This window comes from Erwinia sp. V90_4, assembly GCF_029967685.1.
Classification (GTDB): Bacteria; Pseudomonadota; Gammaproteobacteria; order Enterobacterales; family Enterobacteriaceae; genus Erwinia; species Erwinia aphidicola.
Genome location: NZ_JASCAQ010000046.1, coordinates 41,176 through 56,861, shown reverse-complemented (window position 1 = coordinate 56,861; position 15,686 = coordinate 41,176). Strand labels below are relative to the sequence as shown.

Genomic DNA, 15,686 nt, shown 5'->3' with positions numbered 1-15,686 from the left:
TTTTGGGTCGGCCCTTTTTATTTCGGAAATAGGCTGATAACACGCACAGTGGATTTAACGTTTTATTCTCGTCCAGTCTATAGGGAAACCAGTGTTTAATGTCGTTTTGTTTATTTTATTCATGTCGATTGAACTGTTTTTTTTGTTTTTTTAAATGCTATAAATATATTCAAAAATATTGAGTTCGTAAAACAGCCAATAAGTAGCATGTAAGTCATGGTGTTATGGGTTGTCTTCTCTCCGCCACTGCACCGCCACTTAATAATTTCTAATAAAAGTAGGTTCCTGACCGTAAATAATCCACTAGGCGCTAACCGCGCCCTTTTATGATTACGCGTGAGTTACCGATTATTCCTGTTAATGAAAAGGAACCAATAAAATAAAATGCTGAAAAAGCTAACATAAAGAAAAGTGTCATAAAAAAATCGCTGTAAGATATTATTCTGTGAAACCTGAATTCTCTGGTTAGCTCATGGTTGCAGTAAGAGATGTAATATACCAGCAGGGCGCCCAAGGCAATCATAAGGAGAGCTGCAAAAATAGATTTTAGGAGATGAGGGTTGTCTTTGGGAATGGTGTATTTAAATGTTATGAAAGCGTAAAATAAACAGAATGTTGGGAAAAATTTCAAGTAAACATCCATTATTTTACTCATCAGCGGATTGTGTGCTGAAGTCATTCCCGGCCAGTCACGTGTCAAATCTGCGATAGTGATGAAAACTTTCATATAAGGATTTAACGTTAACAGGATAAAAATAGCGATAAACGGAATTAATCCAATAAAAAGAATTAAAAAGAGATGCTTTGAAATTTGCTGTCCGTTTCTGATGTTTTCATCTTCGGTCATATAGCCTCCTGCTAATAGGAATTTCCAGTCGTTTCCACAGTATACTCACGCACGATCATTGTTCAAGGATGATGATGTCGCGATTGACTGCAAGCTACATCATGGCTACTGAATCAAAAAATCCCGTATTGTTTCCAATGGGTTATTTTGCTAATAGCAAACCCTGATGCAGGTTATTATTTGGCAAGACTATTCGAAAAATAATATACACTGCAACGGGTTGACCGAAAAAGAAGGTCAACCCCTACAAGTGGCAGAAGATCGCGTAGGGGCCGACCGCTTTTGGGTCGGCCCTTTTTATTTCGGAAATAGGCTGATAACACGCACAGTGGATTTAACGCTTAAGCCTTATCTCTTCTGCTGGATCTCCAGCAGCTGCTCTGGCGTCACCGCCGGGTAGCTCTGCGCATCTTCCGGCACTTCGTGTACGGCGGGGATCGGCACCAGCGGTCCGAGGAAGCGCGGTTCACGCTTCATCAGGTACAGGTCCGCCAGCGCGCCGAGGCGGGCGCCGACTTCACGCATACGCACGCTCAGCATATTCTTGGGTGATGGCACCGCATAGCACTGCGCCTGAATGCCCATATGGAGGGCGATAAACAGCGCACGCTCGCAGTGGAAGCGCTGGGTGATGATAATAAAGTCGTTGGTATCAAAGACCTTACGCGTGCGCACAATCGAATCGAGGGTGCGGAAACCGGCATAGTCCAGCACGATATCGGATGGCTCAACGCCTGCGGCGATCAGGTCGCGGCGCATGGTCATGGGCTCGTTGTAGGTCTGTAACGCGTTATCCCCGCTCAGCAGCAGATAGTTCACCTTGCCGCTGTTGTAGGCGTTCAACGCGCCCTGCATGCGATAGAGATAATACTGATTGATTACCCCGGTGCGATAATATTTCGCGGTGCCCAGGACCACGCCAACCTGACGGTGCGGCAGCGTTTTCAGATCGTCATATATATAGGGTGCCGTTTTCCAGCTGATCCAGCGGTCCAGGCCAAGCGCGGCCATCACCATCAGGGCGACGATGATAATCAGACCATAAATCAGGCGTTTCAACATGCTGGACGGCGCTCGGGTTGGCAATCAAAAGAGAATTCAAGGCTACTTGAGGCAGGGGAGTGAAGCAAGTGACAGTGCGTCGGATGGCGGGATTTCGCACAAATAACCGGGCGCAATGCTGCACCCGGCTATCAAGTGAGGGTTCAGACGATCAAATTGAGGTGCGGCGGTAATTACGATACTGCGGCAGCCAGAAGTTGGCGGCGATGGCTTTCGACAGTACATCTTCAGAAGTCACCACGGCAACGCCGGCCAGCTGTGCGGCTTTACCGACCGCCATTGCGATCACTTTCGACACGCCCTGAATGTCCTTCACTTCAGGCAGCACCGGGCCGCTGCCCTCGTTCGCCAGCGGGGAACAGTCGGCCAGCGCGCGGCTGGCCGCCATCAGCATGCTGTCAGTGACGCGGGTCGCGCCAGAGGCAATCACGCCAAGCCCAATACCCGGGAAGATATAGGAGTTATTGCACTGTGCGATAGGGTAGGTTTTATCCTTCCAGCTCACCGGGGAGAACGGGCTGCCGGTGGCGACCAGCGCATTGCCGTCGGTCCACGCCATAATATCCTGCGGCGTTGCTTCCACGCGTGAAGTCGGGTTCGACAGCGGCATAATGATCGGGCGTGCGCAGTGCTTATGCATCTCGCGCACGATCTCTTCGCTGAACAGGCCCGGCTGGCCGGAAACACCGATCATAATACTTGGCTGCGCGTTACGCACCACGTCGAGCAGCGACAGCGAATCGCTGCTGCTGTCCCAGCCGCTCAGGCCGTCGCTTTTCTGCACCAGCTTGCTCTGGAAGTTAAGCAGATTTGGCAGTTTGTCGGTCAGCAGGCCAAAGCGGTCGACCATAAATACGCGCCCGCGCGCCTCTTCGTCGCTGAGCCCTTCAGACTTCATCTGCGCGACGATCTGCTCGGCGATGCCGCAACCCGCGGAACCGGCACCAAGGAACACCACCTTCTGCTCGCACAGCCTGCTGCCCGCGGCGCGGCTGGCGGCGATCAGCGTACCCAGCGTCACCGCTGCGGTGCCCTGGATATCATCGTTAAAGCAGCACACTTCGTCGCGATAGCGCTCCAGCAGCGGCATGGCATTCTTCTGCGCGAAGTCCTCAAACTGCAGCAGCACGTTCGGCCAGCGGCTCTTGACAGCGTTGATGAACTCGTTGACGAACGCGTCATACTCTTCGCCGGTGATGCGCGGATGGCGCCATCCCATATACAGCGGGTCGTTCAGCAGCTGCTGATTGTTGGTGCCGACATCCAGCACCACCGGCAGGGTATACGCCGGGCTGATGCCGCCACAGGCGGTGTACAGCGACAGCTTACCGATAGGAATGCCCATACCGCCGATGCCCTGGTCGCCCAGGCCAAGGATGCGCTCGCCGTCGGTGACCACGATCACCTTCACGTTTTGCTTGGTGGCGTTTTGCAGCATGTCTTCAATGCTGGAGCGGTTCGGGTAGGAGATAAACAGGCCGCGCGCGCGGCGGTAGATTTCGGAGAAGTGCTCACAGGCCGCGCCCACGGTCGGGGTGTAAATAATTGGCATCATCTTTTCCAGATGATTGTCCAGCAGGCGGTAGAACAGCGTTTCGTTAGTGTCCTGAATATTGCGCAGGTAGACGTGCTTATCGTTATCGTTTTTAAAGTCCTGGAACTGGCGCCATGCACGCTCAGCCTGCTCCTCAATGGTTTCCACCGTCTCTGGCAGCAGACCATTCAGGTTGAAGTCATTACGCTCTTCAATGGAGAACGCACTGCCTTTGTTCAGAAGGGGAAATTCCAGCAGGATAGGGCCGGCATAGGGGATATACAGCGGTCGTTTACTTTCGTATTCGAGTTCCATGCAATTAATACTCTGTCAGGTGTCAGGATCGGAAGTGTCGTGGCGCCAATCCTAAAATAATTCATCTGAAAGTACAGCTTTTGTTAACAAGTAATAACAAAAGCTGCGATCCTCCTCGACGAACAGAGGCTTTGTTACGCTTTAACCAGAGCAACGACGCTGAGATTACCGCAGCCGAGGGCAGCCAGGGTGGCGGCGGTGGCATTCTGCTGGCTCAGCTTCGCCTGCGGGGATTCAGCCAGTACTGCACGCTGGATGGTATTCAGGCTGTGCCCTGCCAGGTTCAGCAGGTTCAGTGCCCCCTGCAACGGCGGCAGGCCAGGGTTAAAGGCGGCATTTTCCGCGTAGCTTCCGGCGAAGATACCCCCTTCAGCCGTCTCCAGCGCCACGCCGCTGTAAGCCTGGCTGTAAGGGGCATGGCTGCGGTTGGCGGCATTCATGGCGGCCTGCTCCAGCGTATCACCCGAAGGGACGATGCCGTGGTCGACGGCATCCATCAGCAGGGTGGTGATCGCCAGGTCGCGCGGGCCGAAAGAGTCCGGCAGATAGTGGCCCAGCGTTGCGGCAGCGCGGCCGGGTAGTTCAATCGTCAGCTGCGTTCCGCTGTTCAGCTCGTTCATAAACTGGCGGCAGTGGCCGCACGGCGTGTAGTTGACGGTTATCGAGGCCAGCGCGCTTTCCCCGCGCAGCCAGGCATGGGTGACCGCGCTCTGCTCGGCATGCACCGTCTGCTGCATGGTGGCCCCGGCAAATTCCATATTGGCACCAAACCACAGCGTGCCGCTGGCTCCGCGCGCAATCGCCCCCACTTTAAAATCAGACAGGGTGGCCACGGCGCAGGCCGCCGCCAGCGGCAGCAGGGCAAAGGCCAGCTCGCTGTCACTGTAACCGCAGTGCTGTTTTAACTGGTGTGCCTGGCTGGCAGTGATAAATCCGGCAAAGTCGTCAGCGGATAATATCGGCTGCAAAGCGCTCTGTAACAGGGTAGGCAGCGTGGCAAATGCCTGCTGATAACGTGGGTGCATAGTAAGCCTCTCGCAAAAAGCCGCCCGTGCTAGCGGGCCGGCAGCCATTTATATGTGATCTGAATCGCTCTATCAATGCAATACATGAAAACGATCAACAAATTGCGAGACTTATCGCAAGTTTTACCCCCACAGCGCCATCAGCAGCGGGAAAATAAACGGCGCCAGCAGGGAAGTGATAATCCCGCACAGTACCAGCGCCAGCGAACTGAATGCGCCCTCCTGATAGTCCACTTCAGCAGCGCGAGCGGTGCCAAGAGCGTGTGATGCATTACCAATCGCCAGCCCGCGCGCCGCTTTACTGCGCACCTTCAGTAGGTTCAGCAGCATATGGCCGAACACCGCGCCGAGCACCCCGGCCAGCAGCACGCAGATGGCGCTGATCGCCGGGATGCCGCCCAGCGTGCCGGAGACTGCCATCGCAATCGGCGTGGTGACCGATTTCGGCAGCAGGGTAGCGGCGATCTGCGGCGTTGCGCCCAGCCACAGCGCAATCGCGGTGCCGGAGATCATCGCCGTCAGGCTGCCGATAAAGCATACGCTGATAATCGATTTCCAGCGTGCGCGGATCTGATGCATCTGCTCATACAGCGGCAGCGCCAGCGCTACCACGGCCGGTTGCAGCAGGTCATTGAGCAGCTTGCTGCCCTGAAAGTAGCGCGTATAGGGCAGCTGCAGCAGCAAAAGCAGCGGAATAATCACCGCCATGGCGATCAGCAGCGGATTGACGATCGACACTTTCACTTTTGCCGCCAGCCTTCGCGCCGCGAAGAACACCGCAATAGTCAGCGGTAGCGACCACCAGATATCACTCATTTTCGCCTCCCGCCCGCTGGATGTGGCGATCGTTGAGGCGCTGCGAAATCAGGCCGACGGTCACCAGTACAATCAGGGTGCTGACAATGCAGGAGAGCACAATTGGGGCAAACTGGGCGGTGAGAATATCCATATCGTTCATCACGCCGACGCTGATCGGCACGAACAGCAGCGCCATATAGCGGATCAGCAGATGACAGCCGGGTTTCACCCAGTGAACGGGCAGCAGCTGTGAAGCGAGCAGGGCAAACAGCAGCAGCATACCGAGAATGCTACCGGGGATGGCGACGGGCAACAGCGTTTCAATGCCGCGACCGGCAAAAAGACAGAGGTAGATTATGAAGAAGGCGCGGAGGTATTGCCATAAAACAAGCGGAACGTTGCGCATGGTCGGCCCCAGGATTGAACGACAATCGCCGTAGGGGTCAGGCATGCCTGACCCGGGCGGGGCATGCCCCGCCCCTACGAAGTTACTTAACCGCCTGGCCTGGCTGTGCGCCGCTGTCAGGGCTGAGCAGGAAGATATCCTTCCCGCCAGGACCGGCTGCCATCACCATTCCTTCCGAGATGCCAAAGCGCATTTTACGCGGCGCCAGGTTCGCTACCATCACCGTCAGGCGGCCGACCAGCAGCGCCGGGTCAGGATAGGCGGCGCGGATGCCGGAAAACACGTTGCGCTTCTCGCCGCCGAGATCCAGCGACAGGCGCAGCAGCTTGTCAGAACCTTCAACGAACTCGGCATTCTCAATCAGCGCGATACGCATATCAACTTTGGCGAAGTCGTCAAAGCTGATGGTTTCAGCGATCGGGTCGTCCGCCAGCGGGCCGCTAGCCGGTGCTTTTGCCGCCGCGGCATCTTCTTTGGAGGCTTCAATCAGGCCGTTAACCTTGTCCATTTCAACGCGGTTATACAGCGCCTTGAACGCCGAAATGTTGTGGCTCAGCAGCGGCTGCTGAATGCCGTCCCAGCTCAGTTCCTGATTCAGGAAGGCTTCGGTGCGCTCGGCCAGCGAAGGCATCACCGGCTTCAGCCAGGTCATCAGCACGCGGAACATATTGATGCCCATTGAACAGATCGCCTGTAGATCGGCATCGCGGCCTTCCTGCTTCGCCACTACCCACGGAGCCTGCTCGTCAACATAGCGGTTGGCCACGTCGGCCAGCGCCATGATTTCGCGGATGGCACGGCCAAATTCACGGCTGGTCCAGGCTTCGCCAATGCTCTCAGCGGCATCAGTAAAGGTTTTGTACAGCGCCGGGTCGGCCAGTTCAGCAGACAGCTGGCCGCCAAAGCGTTTGTTGATGAAACCGGCATTGCGCGAGGCCAGGTTCACCACCTTGTTTACGATGTCCGCATTAACGCGCTGCACGTAATCTTCCAGATTGAGGTCGATATCGTCGATACGCGAAGAGAGCTTGGCCGCGTAGTAGTAGCGCAGGCTGTCGGCATCCAGGTGCTGCAACCAGGTGCTGGCCTTAATAAAGGTGCCGCGCGATTTAGACATTTTCGCGCCGTTGACCGTGACATAGCCGTGCACAAACAGGTTGGTAGGCTTGCGGAAATTGCTGCCTTCCAGCATCGCCGGCCAGAACAGGCTGTGGAAGTAGACGATGTCCTTGCCGATGAAGTGGTACAGCTCGGCGTCCGAATCTTTCTTCCAGAAGTCGTCAAAGTTGATGTCGCCACGCTTATCACACAGGTTCTTGAACGAGCCCATGTAACCGATGGGGGCATCCAGCCAGACGTAGAAGTATTTGCCCGGCGCACCGGGAATTTCGAAGCCGAAGTAGGGGGCATCGCGCGAGATATCCCACTGCTGCAGGCCGGATTCAAACCACTCCTGCATCTTATTCGCCACCTGCTCCTGCAGCGCGCCGGAGCGCGTCCACGCCTGCAGCATGGCGCTGAACTCTGGCAGGTCAAAGAAGAAGTGCTCAGAGTCACGCATCACCGGCGTGGCGCCAGAAACCACCGATTTCGGGTCGATCAGTTCGGTCGGGCTGTACGTGGCCGAGCACACTTCACAGTTGTCGCCGTACTGATCCGGAGATTTACATTTTGGGCAGGTGCCTTTGACAAAACGGTCCGGCAGGAACATGCCCTTTTCCGGGTCGTAGAGCTGAGAGATGGTACGGTTCTTAATAAAACCGTTCTCTTTCAGACGAGTATAGATCAGCTCAGACAGCTCACGGTTCTCTTCGCTGTGCGTCGAGTGGTAGTTGTCATAGCTGATTTCGAAACCGGCAAAGTCGGTCTGATGTTCCTGACTCATCTCGGCAATCATCTGCTCCGGCGCAATACCCATCTGCTGAGCTTTCAGCATGATTGGCGTACCGTGTGCGTCATCGGCACAGATGAAGTAAACCTGATTGCCGCGCATTCGCTGGTATCGGACCCAAATATCTGCCTGGATATGCTCGAGCATGTGGCCGAGATGGATGGAGCCGTTAGCGTACGGCAGTGCGCACGTTACCAAAATTTTTTTCGCGACTTGAGTCATAGTGAGACTTAGCTCATACCTGTTGAAAAAGGGGTTTAGATGGTAACCGATTGCCGGACCCTGCGTAAACAAGGGCTTCTACTGCCAGAGGATTTTTCCAGCGGCTAAGGTCAGCACATGGCAGATCTGATATGCTTAAACGCAGATATCGAACAAAACCACCAGCAATATCAAGGAACCGAGATGACTTCACAATCCAGGGGGCATCACTCCCCCGAGGCGCTGCGTGCTATCGTGATGGGCGTGCTGACGACGTTTGAACACCCCACTCTGCAGCACAACCTCACTACGTTGAAGGCGTTACGCCACTGCGCGCTGATGGATAACACGCTGCATATCGAACTGAGCATGCCGTTTGTCTGGCAAAGCCCGTTTGAGGAGCTGAAAGCTTCGCTCAGCGCCGAGCTGCTGCGCCTGACTCAGGCGAGTGCGATCGCCTGGCGCTTAACGCTGGATGTTGCCACTCTGCAGCGGGTGAAAAACCGCCCGGGCACCAACGGCGTGAAAAATATTATCGCCATCAGCTCCGGTAAGGGCGGGGTGGGGAAATCGACGACGGCGGTGAATCTGGCGCTGGCGCTGGCCGCGGAAGGGGCGAAAGTGGGTTTGCTGGATGCGGATATCTACGGCCCGTCGATCCCGGACATGCTCGGCGTGGAAGATCAGCGCCCGACCTCACCGGACGGCACGCATATGGCGCCGATAATGGCGCACGGCCTGGCAACCAACTCGATTGGCTACCTGGTCAGCGAAGATAACGCCATGGTGTGGCGCGGCCCGATGGCCAGCAAGGCGCTGATGCAGCTGCTGAATGAAACGCTGTGGCCGGAGCTGGATTACCTGATCCTCGATATGCCGCCAGGCACCGGAGACATCCAGCTGACGCTGGCGCAGAACGTGCCGGTAACCGGGGCGATAGTGGTCACCACACCGCAGGATATTGCGCTGCTGGATGCGCGCAAGGGCATTGTGATGTTCGAGAAGGTCAACGTCCCGGTACTGGGCGTGGTGGAAAATATGAGCATGCATATCTGTAGCCAGTGCGGCCATCATGAACCGATCTTTGGCACCGGCGGGGCGGAGAAGCTGGCGGCGCAGTATCACACCCGGCTGCTGAGCCAGATGCCGCTGCACATCAGCCTGCGCGAAGACCTCGATGCTGGTGAGCCAACCGTGGTGCGCCGACCGGACAGTGAGTTTACGCGCCTTTACCGCCAGCTGGCGAACGCCGTGGCGGCCCAGCTTTACTGGCAGGGCGACGTTATCCCGCAGGATATCGCCTTCCGCGCGCTGTAATTCTCTATCTTTGTTGGGGCCGACCTTTATTCTGGTCGGCCCGTTTAAGATATTTCACACTAAACGCACGTGCCGCTGCTGGAAGCCATCCACCATCGAATAATCAAAATCGATTTTCCCGCCGTCAAACAGCTGGTTAATCAGGGTAAAGTCATTATCCGGCGTCACGTTGCAGCGGTGGTTGAGCAGGGTGTCCTGGATAGTAAAGGCCTTGTCGCCACGCGCAATGCGCTTCAGATATTGCAGCATCTCATAAGCGTTTTTGCTTACGCCCGCCTGTTCGTGAAGAGGTCTGTTGGTCATCGTCGGTTCTGGCGCCATTCTTAGAGCTAAAACCGCATTATAGTCGGTTGTGTTCGACAGGCGGCAAGCCGATTTTATATTTCAGTGCAGGTGTGATGCTGCGGTGGCGGCTATTTCAGCACGTAGTGCATTAACAGGTATTCACCCTGGTCGCTCTCGCCCTGCGCCACTACCCGCCAGCCGTGCTTTTTATAGAAGCTCTGCGCCTGTAAGTTTTCCGCCAGACACTTGAGCGCCCCGGTAGAGGTAAAGCTGTTCTGTACCGCCTGCAACAGCGCGCTGCCCGCGCCGCTGCCCTGCCAGGCCGGATCAATAAACAGGCTGTGCAAAAAGTTATCGTTATCCAGCACCGCGGCAAAACCCACGCGGTGCCCGTCCTCTTCTGCCACCAGTACGCGCTCGCCGAGCGTCACGCGGTCAAAATCCTCTAACTGCCATTCAGCGTCGTCCAGCCAGGTCCAGTTCGCCTTGCGCGAGGCGAGAAACAGCGTGCGCAAAAATGGGCGGTCAGCTTCGGTAAACGGACGAATATTCATGATGAAACTCCTGCAGCAAAACGCCGTGTGGCAACGGCGCAGAGTTTATCGCAAAACAGCCGTTTCTGAAGAAGAAAAAGCGCGCAAAGGAGGTTAGCTGACCCCGGCATAACGCAGCAGGGCGGTGATCAGCGCCGCCGCGAAGATCACGACGATCAGCGGCGCCTTACGCCAGGCCAGCACCACGGCCACGGCCACCCCAGCCACGCGGGCAATCCCGGCAAAATGTACCCCTTCATAGAAGGTATTCGCCAGGGCAACGGCAAACAGCAGCGTGGTGGCGGCATCGGAGAGCAGCATGCGCGCATTTTCTGACAGCGCCATGCGGTTACCGAGTTTTGCGCCGGCAAAACGCATCAGCCAGGTGCCGAGCGCCAGAATCGCGATACCGCTGATGATCAAAGAGTGAGCGGGCATTATTTCCTCCTCGCCAGCAGGCCGGCCATCGACAGCAGCACCGGTAAGCCGACCGGAGTAAACGGCACTGCCAGCAGCGACAGCGCCGCGCCGCAGGAGGCGCGCGTCAGGGTGGTACGAGACTTAAACGCCGGGATCACCAGCGCCAGCAGGATCGCCGGGAACACGGCATCCAGCCCAATCACGCTGGTATCGGGCAGCAGGGTGCCAATCAGGCTGCCGATCAGCGCCCCAAGCGGCCAGACGATCGCCACCCCCAGCCCGCACAGCCAGAATGCGGCCTTACGCTGCTGCGGCGTGGACTGCGACAGGCCAAATACCACGCTCTCGTCATTCATAATATGGCAGCCAAGCAGCGCGGAGAGGCGTGAACCGACCAGGTCGCGCACCGCAATGCCAAACGGAAAATGGCGGGCATTGACCAGCAGCCCGGCGGCGGCGGCGGCTAACGGATTGCCGCCGCTGGCAATAATGGCGATAAACATAAACTCTGACGCCCCGGCCAGCACAAACAGCGAGGAGAACAGCGGCACCCACAGCGGAAAACCGTAAGCCGTTGCCAGAGAACCGTAGGAAACACCCACCACGCCAACGGCGAGGCAGATCAGGTAGATCGCCTTACGCGTGGCGGGCGTCAGCGAGGAAAAATTGTGGCTAAACATGCTTTTCTAACCCTATCGAACGAAACTGCCATTATAATGAACGCATTAGAATAGGTTATCAAGACGAACGTTTCGTTCGTTTTAACGAACTGTGAGGTAAGGCATGACCCAGCCAATCGCCCTGATTGCCCAAAGCCTGGTGCGCGAGCGGACGCGCGCAGGGCTGTCGCTGGCCGAAGTCGCCCGGCGGGCAGAGATCGCTAAATCCACGCTGTCGCAGCTGGAGGCGGGTAACGGCAATCCCAGCCTGGAAACGCTGTGGGCGCTGTGCGTGGCGCTGAATATCCCGTTTGCTAAACTGCTGGAGCCGGAGAGCAATAAGACTCAGGTGATACGGCGCGGAGAGGGAAGTAAAGTGGTGGCCGAGCGCGGCAACTATGAGGCCATCCTGCTGGCCAGCTGTCCGCCGGGCGCGCGGCGGGATATCTATTTGCTGATCACCCAGCCTGGCGAGGAACGCCTCTCACAGCCCCATATTCCCGGCTCTGTTGAGCATATTATCATCACCCAGGGGCGGGCGCTGGTGGGGCTGAAAGAGTCGCCGGAAGAGTTATTTCCCGGCGATTACATCTGCTATCCCGGCGATCGCCCGCATATCTTCAAGGCACTGGAGCCGGATACGCTGGCGCTGCTGGTGGCGGAGCAGGGATAGAAAAGCCTTTACTCGACCACCATACGGCCATTCAGCGGCTGCACCGGGCGATTGTTGCTCTGTGCCAGCGCTTTCTGGAACTGCGCCAGCTGTGCTGCGGACAAGGTGACCGGATTTTTCATCACCAGCCAGCGCAAGCCCTCTGTGCAAGGTGGTGTGGTCAGCGAGCCGCTGAAACGGTAGTAGTGTAGATCGGTCGGGAACAGGGGTTTCAGGTCATAACGCTCATCCAGCTTCACACTCTGCGTCTCGTATTCGGATGCATGACAAATGGGTTTACAAGATAGCGCCATCCCCCGTATTCTGTGACTTCGCTGCAGGCGTAATGAATTCGAAAATTTAATGATTTATCAATGACTCGGGGTGCCAGACCTACCGTCCGGCTGAGAAAAACCCGCATAACCTGAACTGGATAATGCCAGCGTAGGGAAGTCAGATGCCCGACCGGCATCGCCTTCTTGATCGCCGGTTGGGAGTAATCATGATCCAACCTCAAAGCCTCAGCCACGCCGACGTGGCCCACTCTCTGGCGCTGTTTCGCCAAAAATCACCGTTAATCCACTGTATGACCAATGACGTGGTGCAAACCTTTACCGCCAACGTGCTGCTGGCGCTGGGGGCCTCCCCGGCGATGGTGATCGACCCGGATGAAGCCGCGCAGTTCAGCGCCATCGCCGATGCCTTACTGGTCAACGTCGGCACGCTAACGCATTCGCGCAGTGACGCGATGCGTGCGGCGATCGGCGCGGCGAATGGCGCCGGACACGCCTGGACGCTGGACCCGGTGGCGGTCGGCGCGCTGGATTTCCGCAGTGAATTCTGTCAGCAGCTGCTGGCGAGCAGGCCCGCCGCGATCCGCGGTAATGCTTCCGAAATTATGGCGCTGGCAAAACAGGCGGTCAGCGGGCGTGGCGTCGACAGCCTGCATCCGTCGGATGCAGCGTTACAGGCCGCCGAAACCCTAGCGCTTGCCAGCGGCGCGGTGATTGCGGTAACCGGCGAGGTCGATTTTGTCACCGACGGGCAGCGCACGCTAAGCGTGAGCGGCGGTTCGCCATTGATGACTCGCGTGGTAGGTACCGGCTGTGCACTGTCGGCGGTGGTGGCCGGGTTTGCCGCGCTGCCGGGCGACCGTCTGGTGAATGTCGCCAGCGCCTGCCGCGTGGTGTCGCTGGCTGGCGAGCGTGCTGCCGCGCAGGTGAAGGGGCCGGGCAGCTTTATCCCGGCGTTTCTCGATGCCCTGTACCAACTCAATCCGGAGGCGCTGGTATGAAACGTATCAACGCCATGACTATTGCCGGTACCGACCCGAGCGGCGGGGCGGGTATTCAAGCCGATCTTAAGGCGTTCTCCGCGCTGGGCGCTTACGGCACCAGCGTGATCACCGCGCTGGTGGCGCAAAATACTACCGGGGTGCAGTCGGTATATCGCATTGAGCCGGATTTTGTCGCCGCGCAGCTGGATTCGGTGCTGTCCGACGTCCGCATCGACACCATTAAAATCGGCATGCTGGCGGAAAGTGCCATCGTCGACGTGGTGGCCGATCGCCTGAAGGGTGCCAGCGCACCATGGGTGGTGCTGGATACGGTGATGCTGGCGAAAAGCGGCGATCCGCTGCTCTCGGTGGAGGCCGTTGCCACGCTGCGCGAACGCCTGCTGCCGCAGGTATCGTTGATCACCCCAAACCTGCCTGAAGCCGCGGCTCTGTTACAGTGCCAGCCCGCGCGCAACGAAACCGAGATGCGCGCACAGGGGCGGGCGCTGCTGACGCTCGGCTGCCAGGCGGTGCTGATGAAGGGCGGCCACCTCAGCGAAGAGGAGAGCCCTGACTGGCTGTTAACCCGCGAGTTAGAACAGCGCTTCACCGCACCGCGTATTAACACGCGCAACACCCACGGCACCGGCTGCACGCTCTCGGCGGCGCTGGCAGCGCTGCGTCCGCGCCATGATAACTGGGTAACGACGGTGCAGGCCGCCAAACAGTGGCTGCAGGGGGCGCTGGAGCAGGCTGACTCGCTGGAGGTCGGCCACGGGCACGGCCCGGTGCACCATTTCCATCAGTGGTGGTGAATAAGTTCGCCCAGTACAACTTTTCTGGCGATGAGTCATCGCCAGAAAAGTCGCCATATCTGAGCTCTACACACACTATTGCTGCCGCTGGGCTCGTGTTAAGTTTTGCAGAGGCATTTTTAACTTTTGACACGGCGGTATACTTTGCATCCTGATTCCCTTTTTCTCAGCCAGTTTAAATCAATTGTGCAGCAGTTAACCTCTGATCCTGCTGAGAAAATTAATCAGCTGGCGCTGTTACTCTCCGAGAATAAAACTTTTCTCGATGAAAGCAGTGATACCGTAAATATGATTGATGCGCTTTCTGAAACTATTGAGAATAACTTTTCCCTGCCCATGTTAAATGTACTGAAAATAGCCCTGTTTAACTTCTGGCAAAAGCTTTTGCTCGCAAGAAAAATGGATGTTTTCTTTTTGGGTAATGAAGAGAATGCCACTTACTTTTTCGGTTTTCTGGATAAGGAAAAAGTCGGCGAGTTATTTTATATCAAGGTGGGAAGTGATGGCGACATCCCGGTTGATATTCTCTCTGCGCCGTTAAGCAACAGCTGCCATCCGGTAATTATTTACGATCATGGCGCAGATGCGATTAATCATCTGCCCGAGGCGCAGGGGGCAGTTTTAGTCGCTGATTTCCAACAGATTATGATGCTGAAGGCTCTTCCTTACACGAGCGAGCAGGATGCGTTTGTCTCCTTTCTGCAGCACAAGCATAATCTGGTGCTGATGAAAAAATCGCCCACTCTGATTATAGGAAACTCCTACGGCTATTATTCGCTGCCAAAAAATTGTTTGAGCAAGGCGACAAATTTATCGATGCACAGCCTGGACCTGCGTCAGGCGCAGACAATGATGCGTCATTATGCCAGCAGTAAAAAAACCAAAACCATTATATTAATGTCGGGCTACTTTGATCTCTTCTTCGAGTTAGCTAAGACGCGCGAGGAGGATAATATCAGAGTGGTGCATATTATGAGCCACTATAACCATAAAAATCGCATCATCCCGAACAACGATATTACCAATGATTTACTGGATAATAGTGATGAGGCGCTGCTGGCCCATTATCTGCCTGCACTCAACCACCTCGAGAGGCTGTCAGAGTTCCACCAGCTGCTGGAGGATACTGGCAGGATTAATCATCTGAGTGACCAACTGGAAATCCAGATTAATTCGACGGCTTCACCCGATCCGGCGCTGTTTGAGGCGAACGCCCAGCATCGCGCTTTGCGCCACAGCAAATCCTATAAGTATAAGAAAAGTAAGCAGGTTAATCAGCAGATCCTGCACGAGATGTGCGCGCTGGCGCAGGAGAAAGGCATCCGTATCCACTACGTTATTCCCCCTTTCCCTGCGGCCTATTTGCAGAACATCGAACCTGCGATGGTACTGGAGAGTCGTGCATTCCTAAAAAGCATTGAGAGTTATCACTTTACGCTGCACGACTTTAATGATGAGAAACCATTTAGCCGCACGGATTACCGCGATGGCGATCACCTTAACTATCATGGCGCGGTCAAACTGGTGAAAGCGTTGAAAAAGAGAGGGGTGGTGCTGTAAATCCCGTGCACGCTTAATCTGCGCTTTTTAGTGCGGATCGTTCTGAAAAATGGAGTCAGCAATTTGCTTTAACGGCTGTTTAGGGTTCAC

Annotated in this window: 16 protein-coding genes, 1 pseudogene and 1 riboswitch; of the genes and pseudogenes, 5 read left to right on the top strand and 12 right to left on the bottom strand. The window is 56.2% G+C overall.

Translation table 11 applies throughout. The features are described from left to right. Positions 1-310: 310 nt before the first annotated feature. From cui to metG, 7 genes are all read right to left on the bottom strand, one after another. Complete coding sequence (gene cui / locus QLG07_RS11800) at positions 311-847, bottom strand: colicin immunity protein Cui (protein ID WP_282469276.1); 537 nt, start codon at positions 845-847, stop codon at positions 311-313. A 348-nt stretch (positions 848-1,195) separates the two neighbouring features. Then, positions 1,196-1,909: an outer membrane permeability protein SanA gene (sanA, locus tag QLG07_RS11795; protein WP_282469275.1), complete on the bottom strand. Its 714-nt coding sequence runs from the start codon at positions 1,907-1,909 to the stop codon at positions 1,196-1,198. A gap of 151 nt (positions 1,910-2,060) precedes the next feature. Then, positions 2,061-3,758 (bottom strand): NAD-dependent malic enzyme, encoded by a 1,698-nt coding sequence (locus QLG07_RS11790; RefSeq protein WP_048915536.1) that lies wholly within the window; start codon positions 3,756-3,758, stop codon positions 2,061-2,063. A gap of 134 nt (positions 3,759-3,892) precedes the next feature. Beyond that, positions 3,893-4,783 (bottom strand): cytidine deaminase, encoded by an 891-nt coding sequence (cdd, locus tag QLG07_RS11785; protein ID WP_282469274.1) that lies wholly within the window; start codon positions 4,781-4,783, stop codon positions 3,893-3,895. Between the two features lie 123 nt (positions 4,784-4,906). Further along, the gene (locus QLG07_RS11780) at positions 4,907-5,599 is read right to left on the bottom strand and encodes a CidB/LrgB family autolysis modulator (protein ID WP_048915538.1); all 693 of its coding nucleotides are present in this window, start codon (positions 5,597-5,599) and stop codon (positions 4,907-4,909) included. Then, positions 5,592-5,987: a CidA/LrgA family protein gene (locus tag QLG07_RS11775; RefSeq protein WP_048915539.1), complete on the bottom strand. Its 396-nt coding sequence runs from the start codon at positions 5,985-5,987 to the stop codon at positions 5,592-5,594. The genes QLG07_RS11780 and QLG07_RS11775 overlap by 8 nt, the downstream gene beginning before the upstream one ends. A gap of 82 nt (positions 5,988-6,069) precedes the next feature. Next, complete coding sequence (gene metG, locus QLG07_RS11770; RefSeq protein ID WP_282469277.1) at positions 6,070-8,151, bottom strand: methionine--tRNA ligase; 2,082 nt, start codon at positions 8,149-8,151, stop codon at positions 6,070-6,072. Positions 8,152-8,283: 132 nt separating this feature from the next. Between metG and apbC the strand changes: the two genes are divergently transcribed. Further along, on the top strand, positions 8,284-9,396 hold the full coding sequence (apbC, locus tag QLG07_RS11765; protein ID WP_048915541.1) for an iron-sulfur cluster carrier protein ApbC: 1,113 nt from the start codon (positions 8,284-8,286) through the stop codon (positions 9,394-9,396). Between the two features lie 54 nt (positions 9,397-9,450). Here apbC and QLG07_RS11760 read toward each other — a convergent pair whose 3' ends face one another. From QLG07_RS11760 to QLG07_RS11745, 4 genes are all read right to left on the bottom strand, one after another. Then, positions 9,451-9,699 (bottom strand): hypothetical protein, encoded by a 249-nt coding sequence (locus tag QLG07_RS11760; RefSeq protein WP_062818168.1) that lies wholly within the window; start codon positions 9,697-9,699, stop codon positions 9,451-9,453. A 110-nt stretch (positions 9,700-9,809) separates the two neighbouring features. Then, complete coding sequence (locus tag QLG07_RS11755; protein WP_048915543.1) at positions 9,810-10,235, bottom strand: GNAT family N-acetyltransferase; 426 nt, start codon at positions 10,233-10,235, stop codon at positions 9,810-9,812. Between the two features lie 93 nt (positions 10,236-10,328). Further along, positions 10,329-10,652, bottom strand: a complete 324-nt coding sequence (locus QLG07_RS11750; protein ID WP_282469273.1) for an AzlD domain-containing protein — start codon at positions 10,650-10,652, stop codon at positions 10,329-10,331. Then, positions 10,652-11,314: an AzlC family ABC transporter permease gene (locus tag QLG07_RS11745; protein WP_048915545.1), complete on the bottom strand. Its 663-nt coding sequence runs from the start codon at positions 11,312-11,314 to the stop codon at positions 10,652-10,654. Before QLG07_RS11745 ends, QLG07_RS11750 begins: the two co-directional genes overlap by 1 nt. A gap of 103 nt (positions 11,315-11,417) precedes the next feature. On the opposite strand from QLG07_RS11745, the gene QLG07_RS11740 reads away from it, so the two are divergent. Further along, positions 11,418-11,966 carry an XRE family transcriptional regulator gene (locus QLG07_RS11740; protein ID WP_282469272.1) on the top strand — a complete coding sequence of 183 codons (549 nt, stop codon included), beginning with the start codon at positions 11,418-11,420 and terminating at the stop codon, positions 11,964-11,966. An 8-nt stretch (positions 11,967-11,974) separates the two neighbouring features. Here QLG07_RS11740 and QLG07_RS11735 read toward each other — a convergent pair. Continuing rightward, positions 11,975-12,211 (bottom strand): annotated as a pseudogene (locus QLG07_RS11735) (carbonic anhydrase family protein); the annotation flags it as partial. 104 nt (positions 12,212-12,315) lie between these two features. Then, positions 12,316-12,413, top strand: a riboswitch (TPP riboswitch). A gap of 34 nt (positions 12,414-12,447) precedes the next feature. On the opposite strand from QLG07_RS11735, the gene thiM reads away from it, so the two are divergent. From thiM to QLG07_RS11720, 3 genes are all read left to right on the top strand, one after another. Further along, entirely contained in the window at positions 12,448-13,239 is a 792-nt protein-coding gene (gene thiM / locus QLG07_RS11730; protein WP_282469271.1) for a hydroxyethylthiazole kinase, read from the top strand. Continuing rightward, the gene (gene thiD, locus QLG07_RS11725; RefSeq protein ID WP_282469270.1) at positions 13,236-14,036 is read left to right on the top strand and encodes a bifunctional hydroxymethylpyrimidine kinase/phosphomethylpyrimidine kinase; all 801 of its coding nucleotides are present in this window, start codon (positions 13,236-13,238) and stop codon (positions 14,034-14,036) included. The genes thiM and thiD overlap by 4 nt, the downstream gene beginning before the upstream one ends. Before the next feature lie 186 nt (positions 14,037-14,222). Beyond that, positions 14,223-15,596: a hypothetical protein gene (locus tag QLG07_RS11720; RefSeq protein WP_282469269.1), complete on the top strand. Its 1,374-nt coding sequence runs from the start codon at positions 14,223-14,225 to the stop codon at positions 15,594-15,596. Positions 15,597-15,686: the final 90 nt, after the last annotated feature.

Bases quoted from the DNA above. Each gene is read 5' to 3' on its own strand.
- QLG07_RS11750 (WP_282469273.1), bottom strand. From the start codon at position 10,652: ATGCCCGCTCACTCTTTGATCATCAGCGGTATCGCGATTCTGGCGCTC.
- QLG07_RS11740 (WP_282469272.1), top strand. From the start codon at position 11,418: ATGACCCAGCCAATCGCCCTGATTGCCCAAAGCCTGGTGCGCGAGCGG.
- QLG07_RS11780 (WP_048915538.1), bottom strand. From the start codon at position 5,599: ATGAGTGATATCTGGTGGTCGCTACCGCTGACTATTGCGGTGTTCTTC.
- QLG07_RS11790 (WP_048915536.1), bottom strand. From the start codon at position 3,758: ATGGAACTCGAATACGAAAGTAAACGACCGCTGTATATCCCCTATGCC.
- apbC (WP_048915541.1), top strand. From the start codon at position 8,284: ATGACTTCACAATCCAGGGGGCATCACTCCCCCGAGGCGCTGCGTGCT.
- cdd (WP_282469274.1), bottom strand. From the start codon at position 4,783: ATGCACCCACGTTATCAGCAGGCATTTGCCACGCTGCCTACCCTGTTA.
- QLG07_RS11755 (WP_048915543.1), bottom strand. From the start codon at position 10,235: ATGAATATTCGTCCGTTTACCGAAGCTGACCGCCCATTTTTGCGCACG.
- thiD (WP_282469270.1), top strand. From the start codon at position 13,236: ATGAAACGTATCAACGCCATGACTATTGCCGGTACCGACCCGAGCGGC.
- QLG07_RS11760 (WP_062818168.1), bottom strand. From the start codon at position 9,699: ATGACCAACAGACCTCTTCACGAACAGGCGGGCGTAAGCAAAAACGCT.
- QLG07_RS11745 (WP_048915545.1), bottom strand. From the start codon at position 11,314: ATGTTTAGCCACAATTTTTCCTCGCTGACGCCCGCCACGCGTAAGGCG.
- QLG07_RS11775 (WP_048915539.1), bottom strand. From the start codon at position 5,987: ATGCGCAACGTTCCGCTTGTTTTATGGCAATACCTCCGCGCCTTCTTC.
- cui (WP_282469276.1), bottom strand. From the start codon at position 847: ATGACCGAAGATGAAAACATCAGAAACGGACAGCAAATTTCAAAGCAT.
- sanA (WP_282469275.1), bottom strand. From the start codon at position 1,909: ATGTTGAAACGCCTGATTTATGGTCTGATTATCATCGTCGCCCTGATG.
- thiM (WP_282469271.1), top strand. From the start codon at position 12,448: ATGATCCAACCTCAAAGCCTCAGCCACGCCGACGTGGCCCACTCTCTG.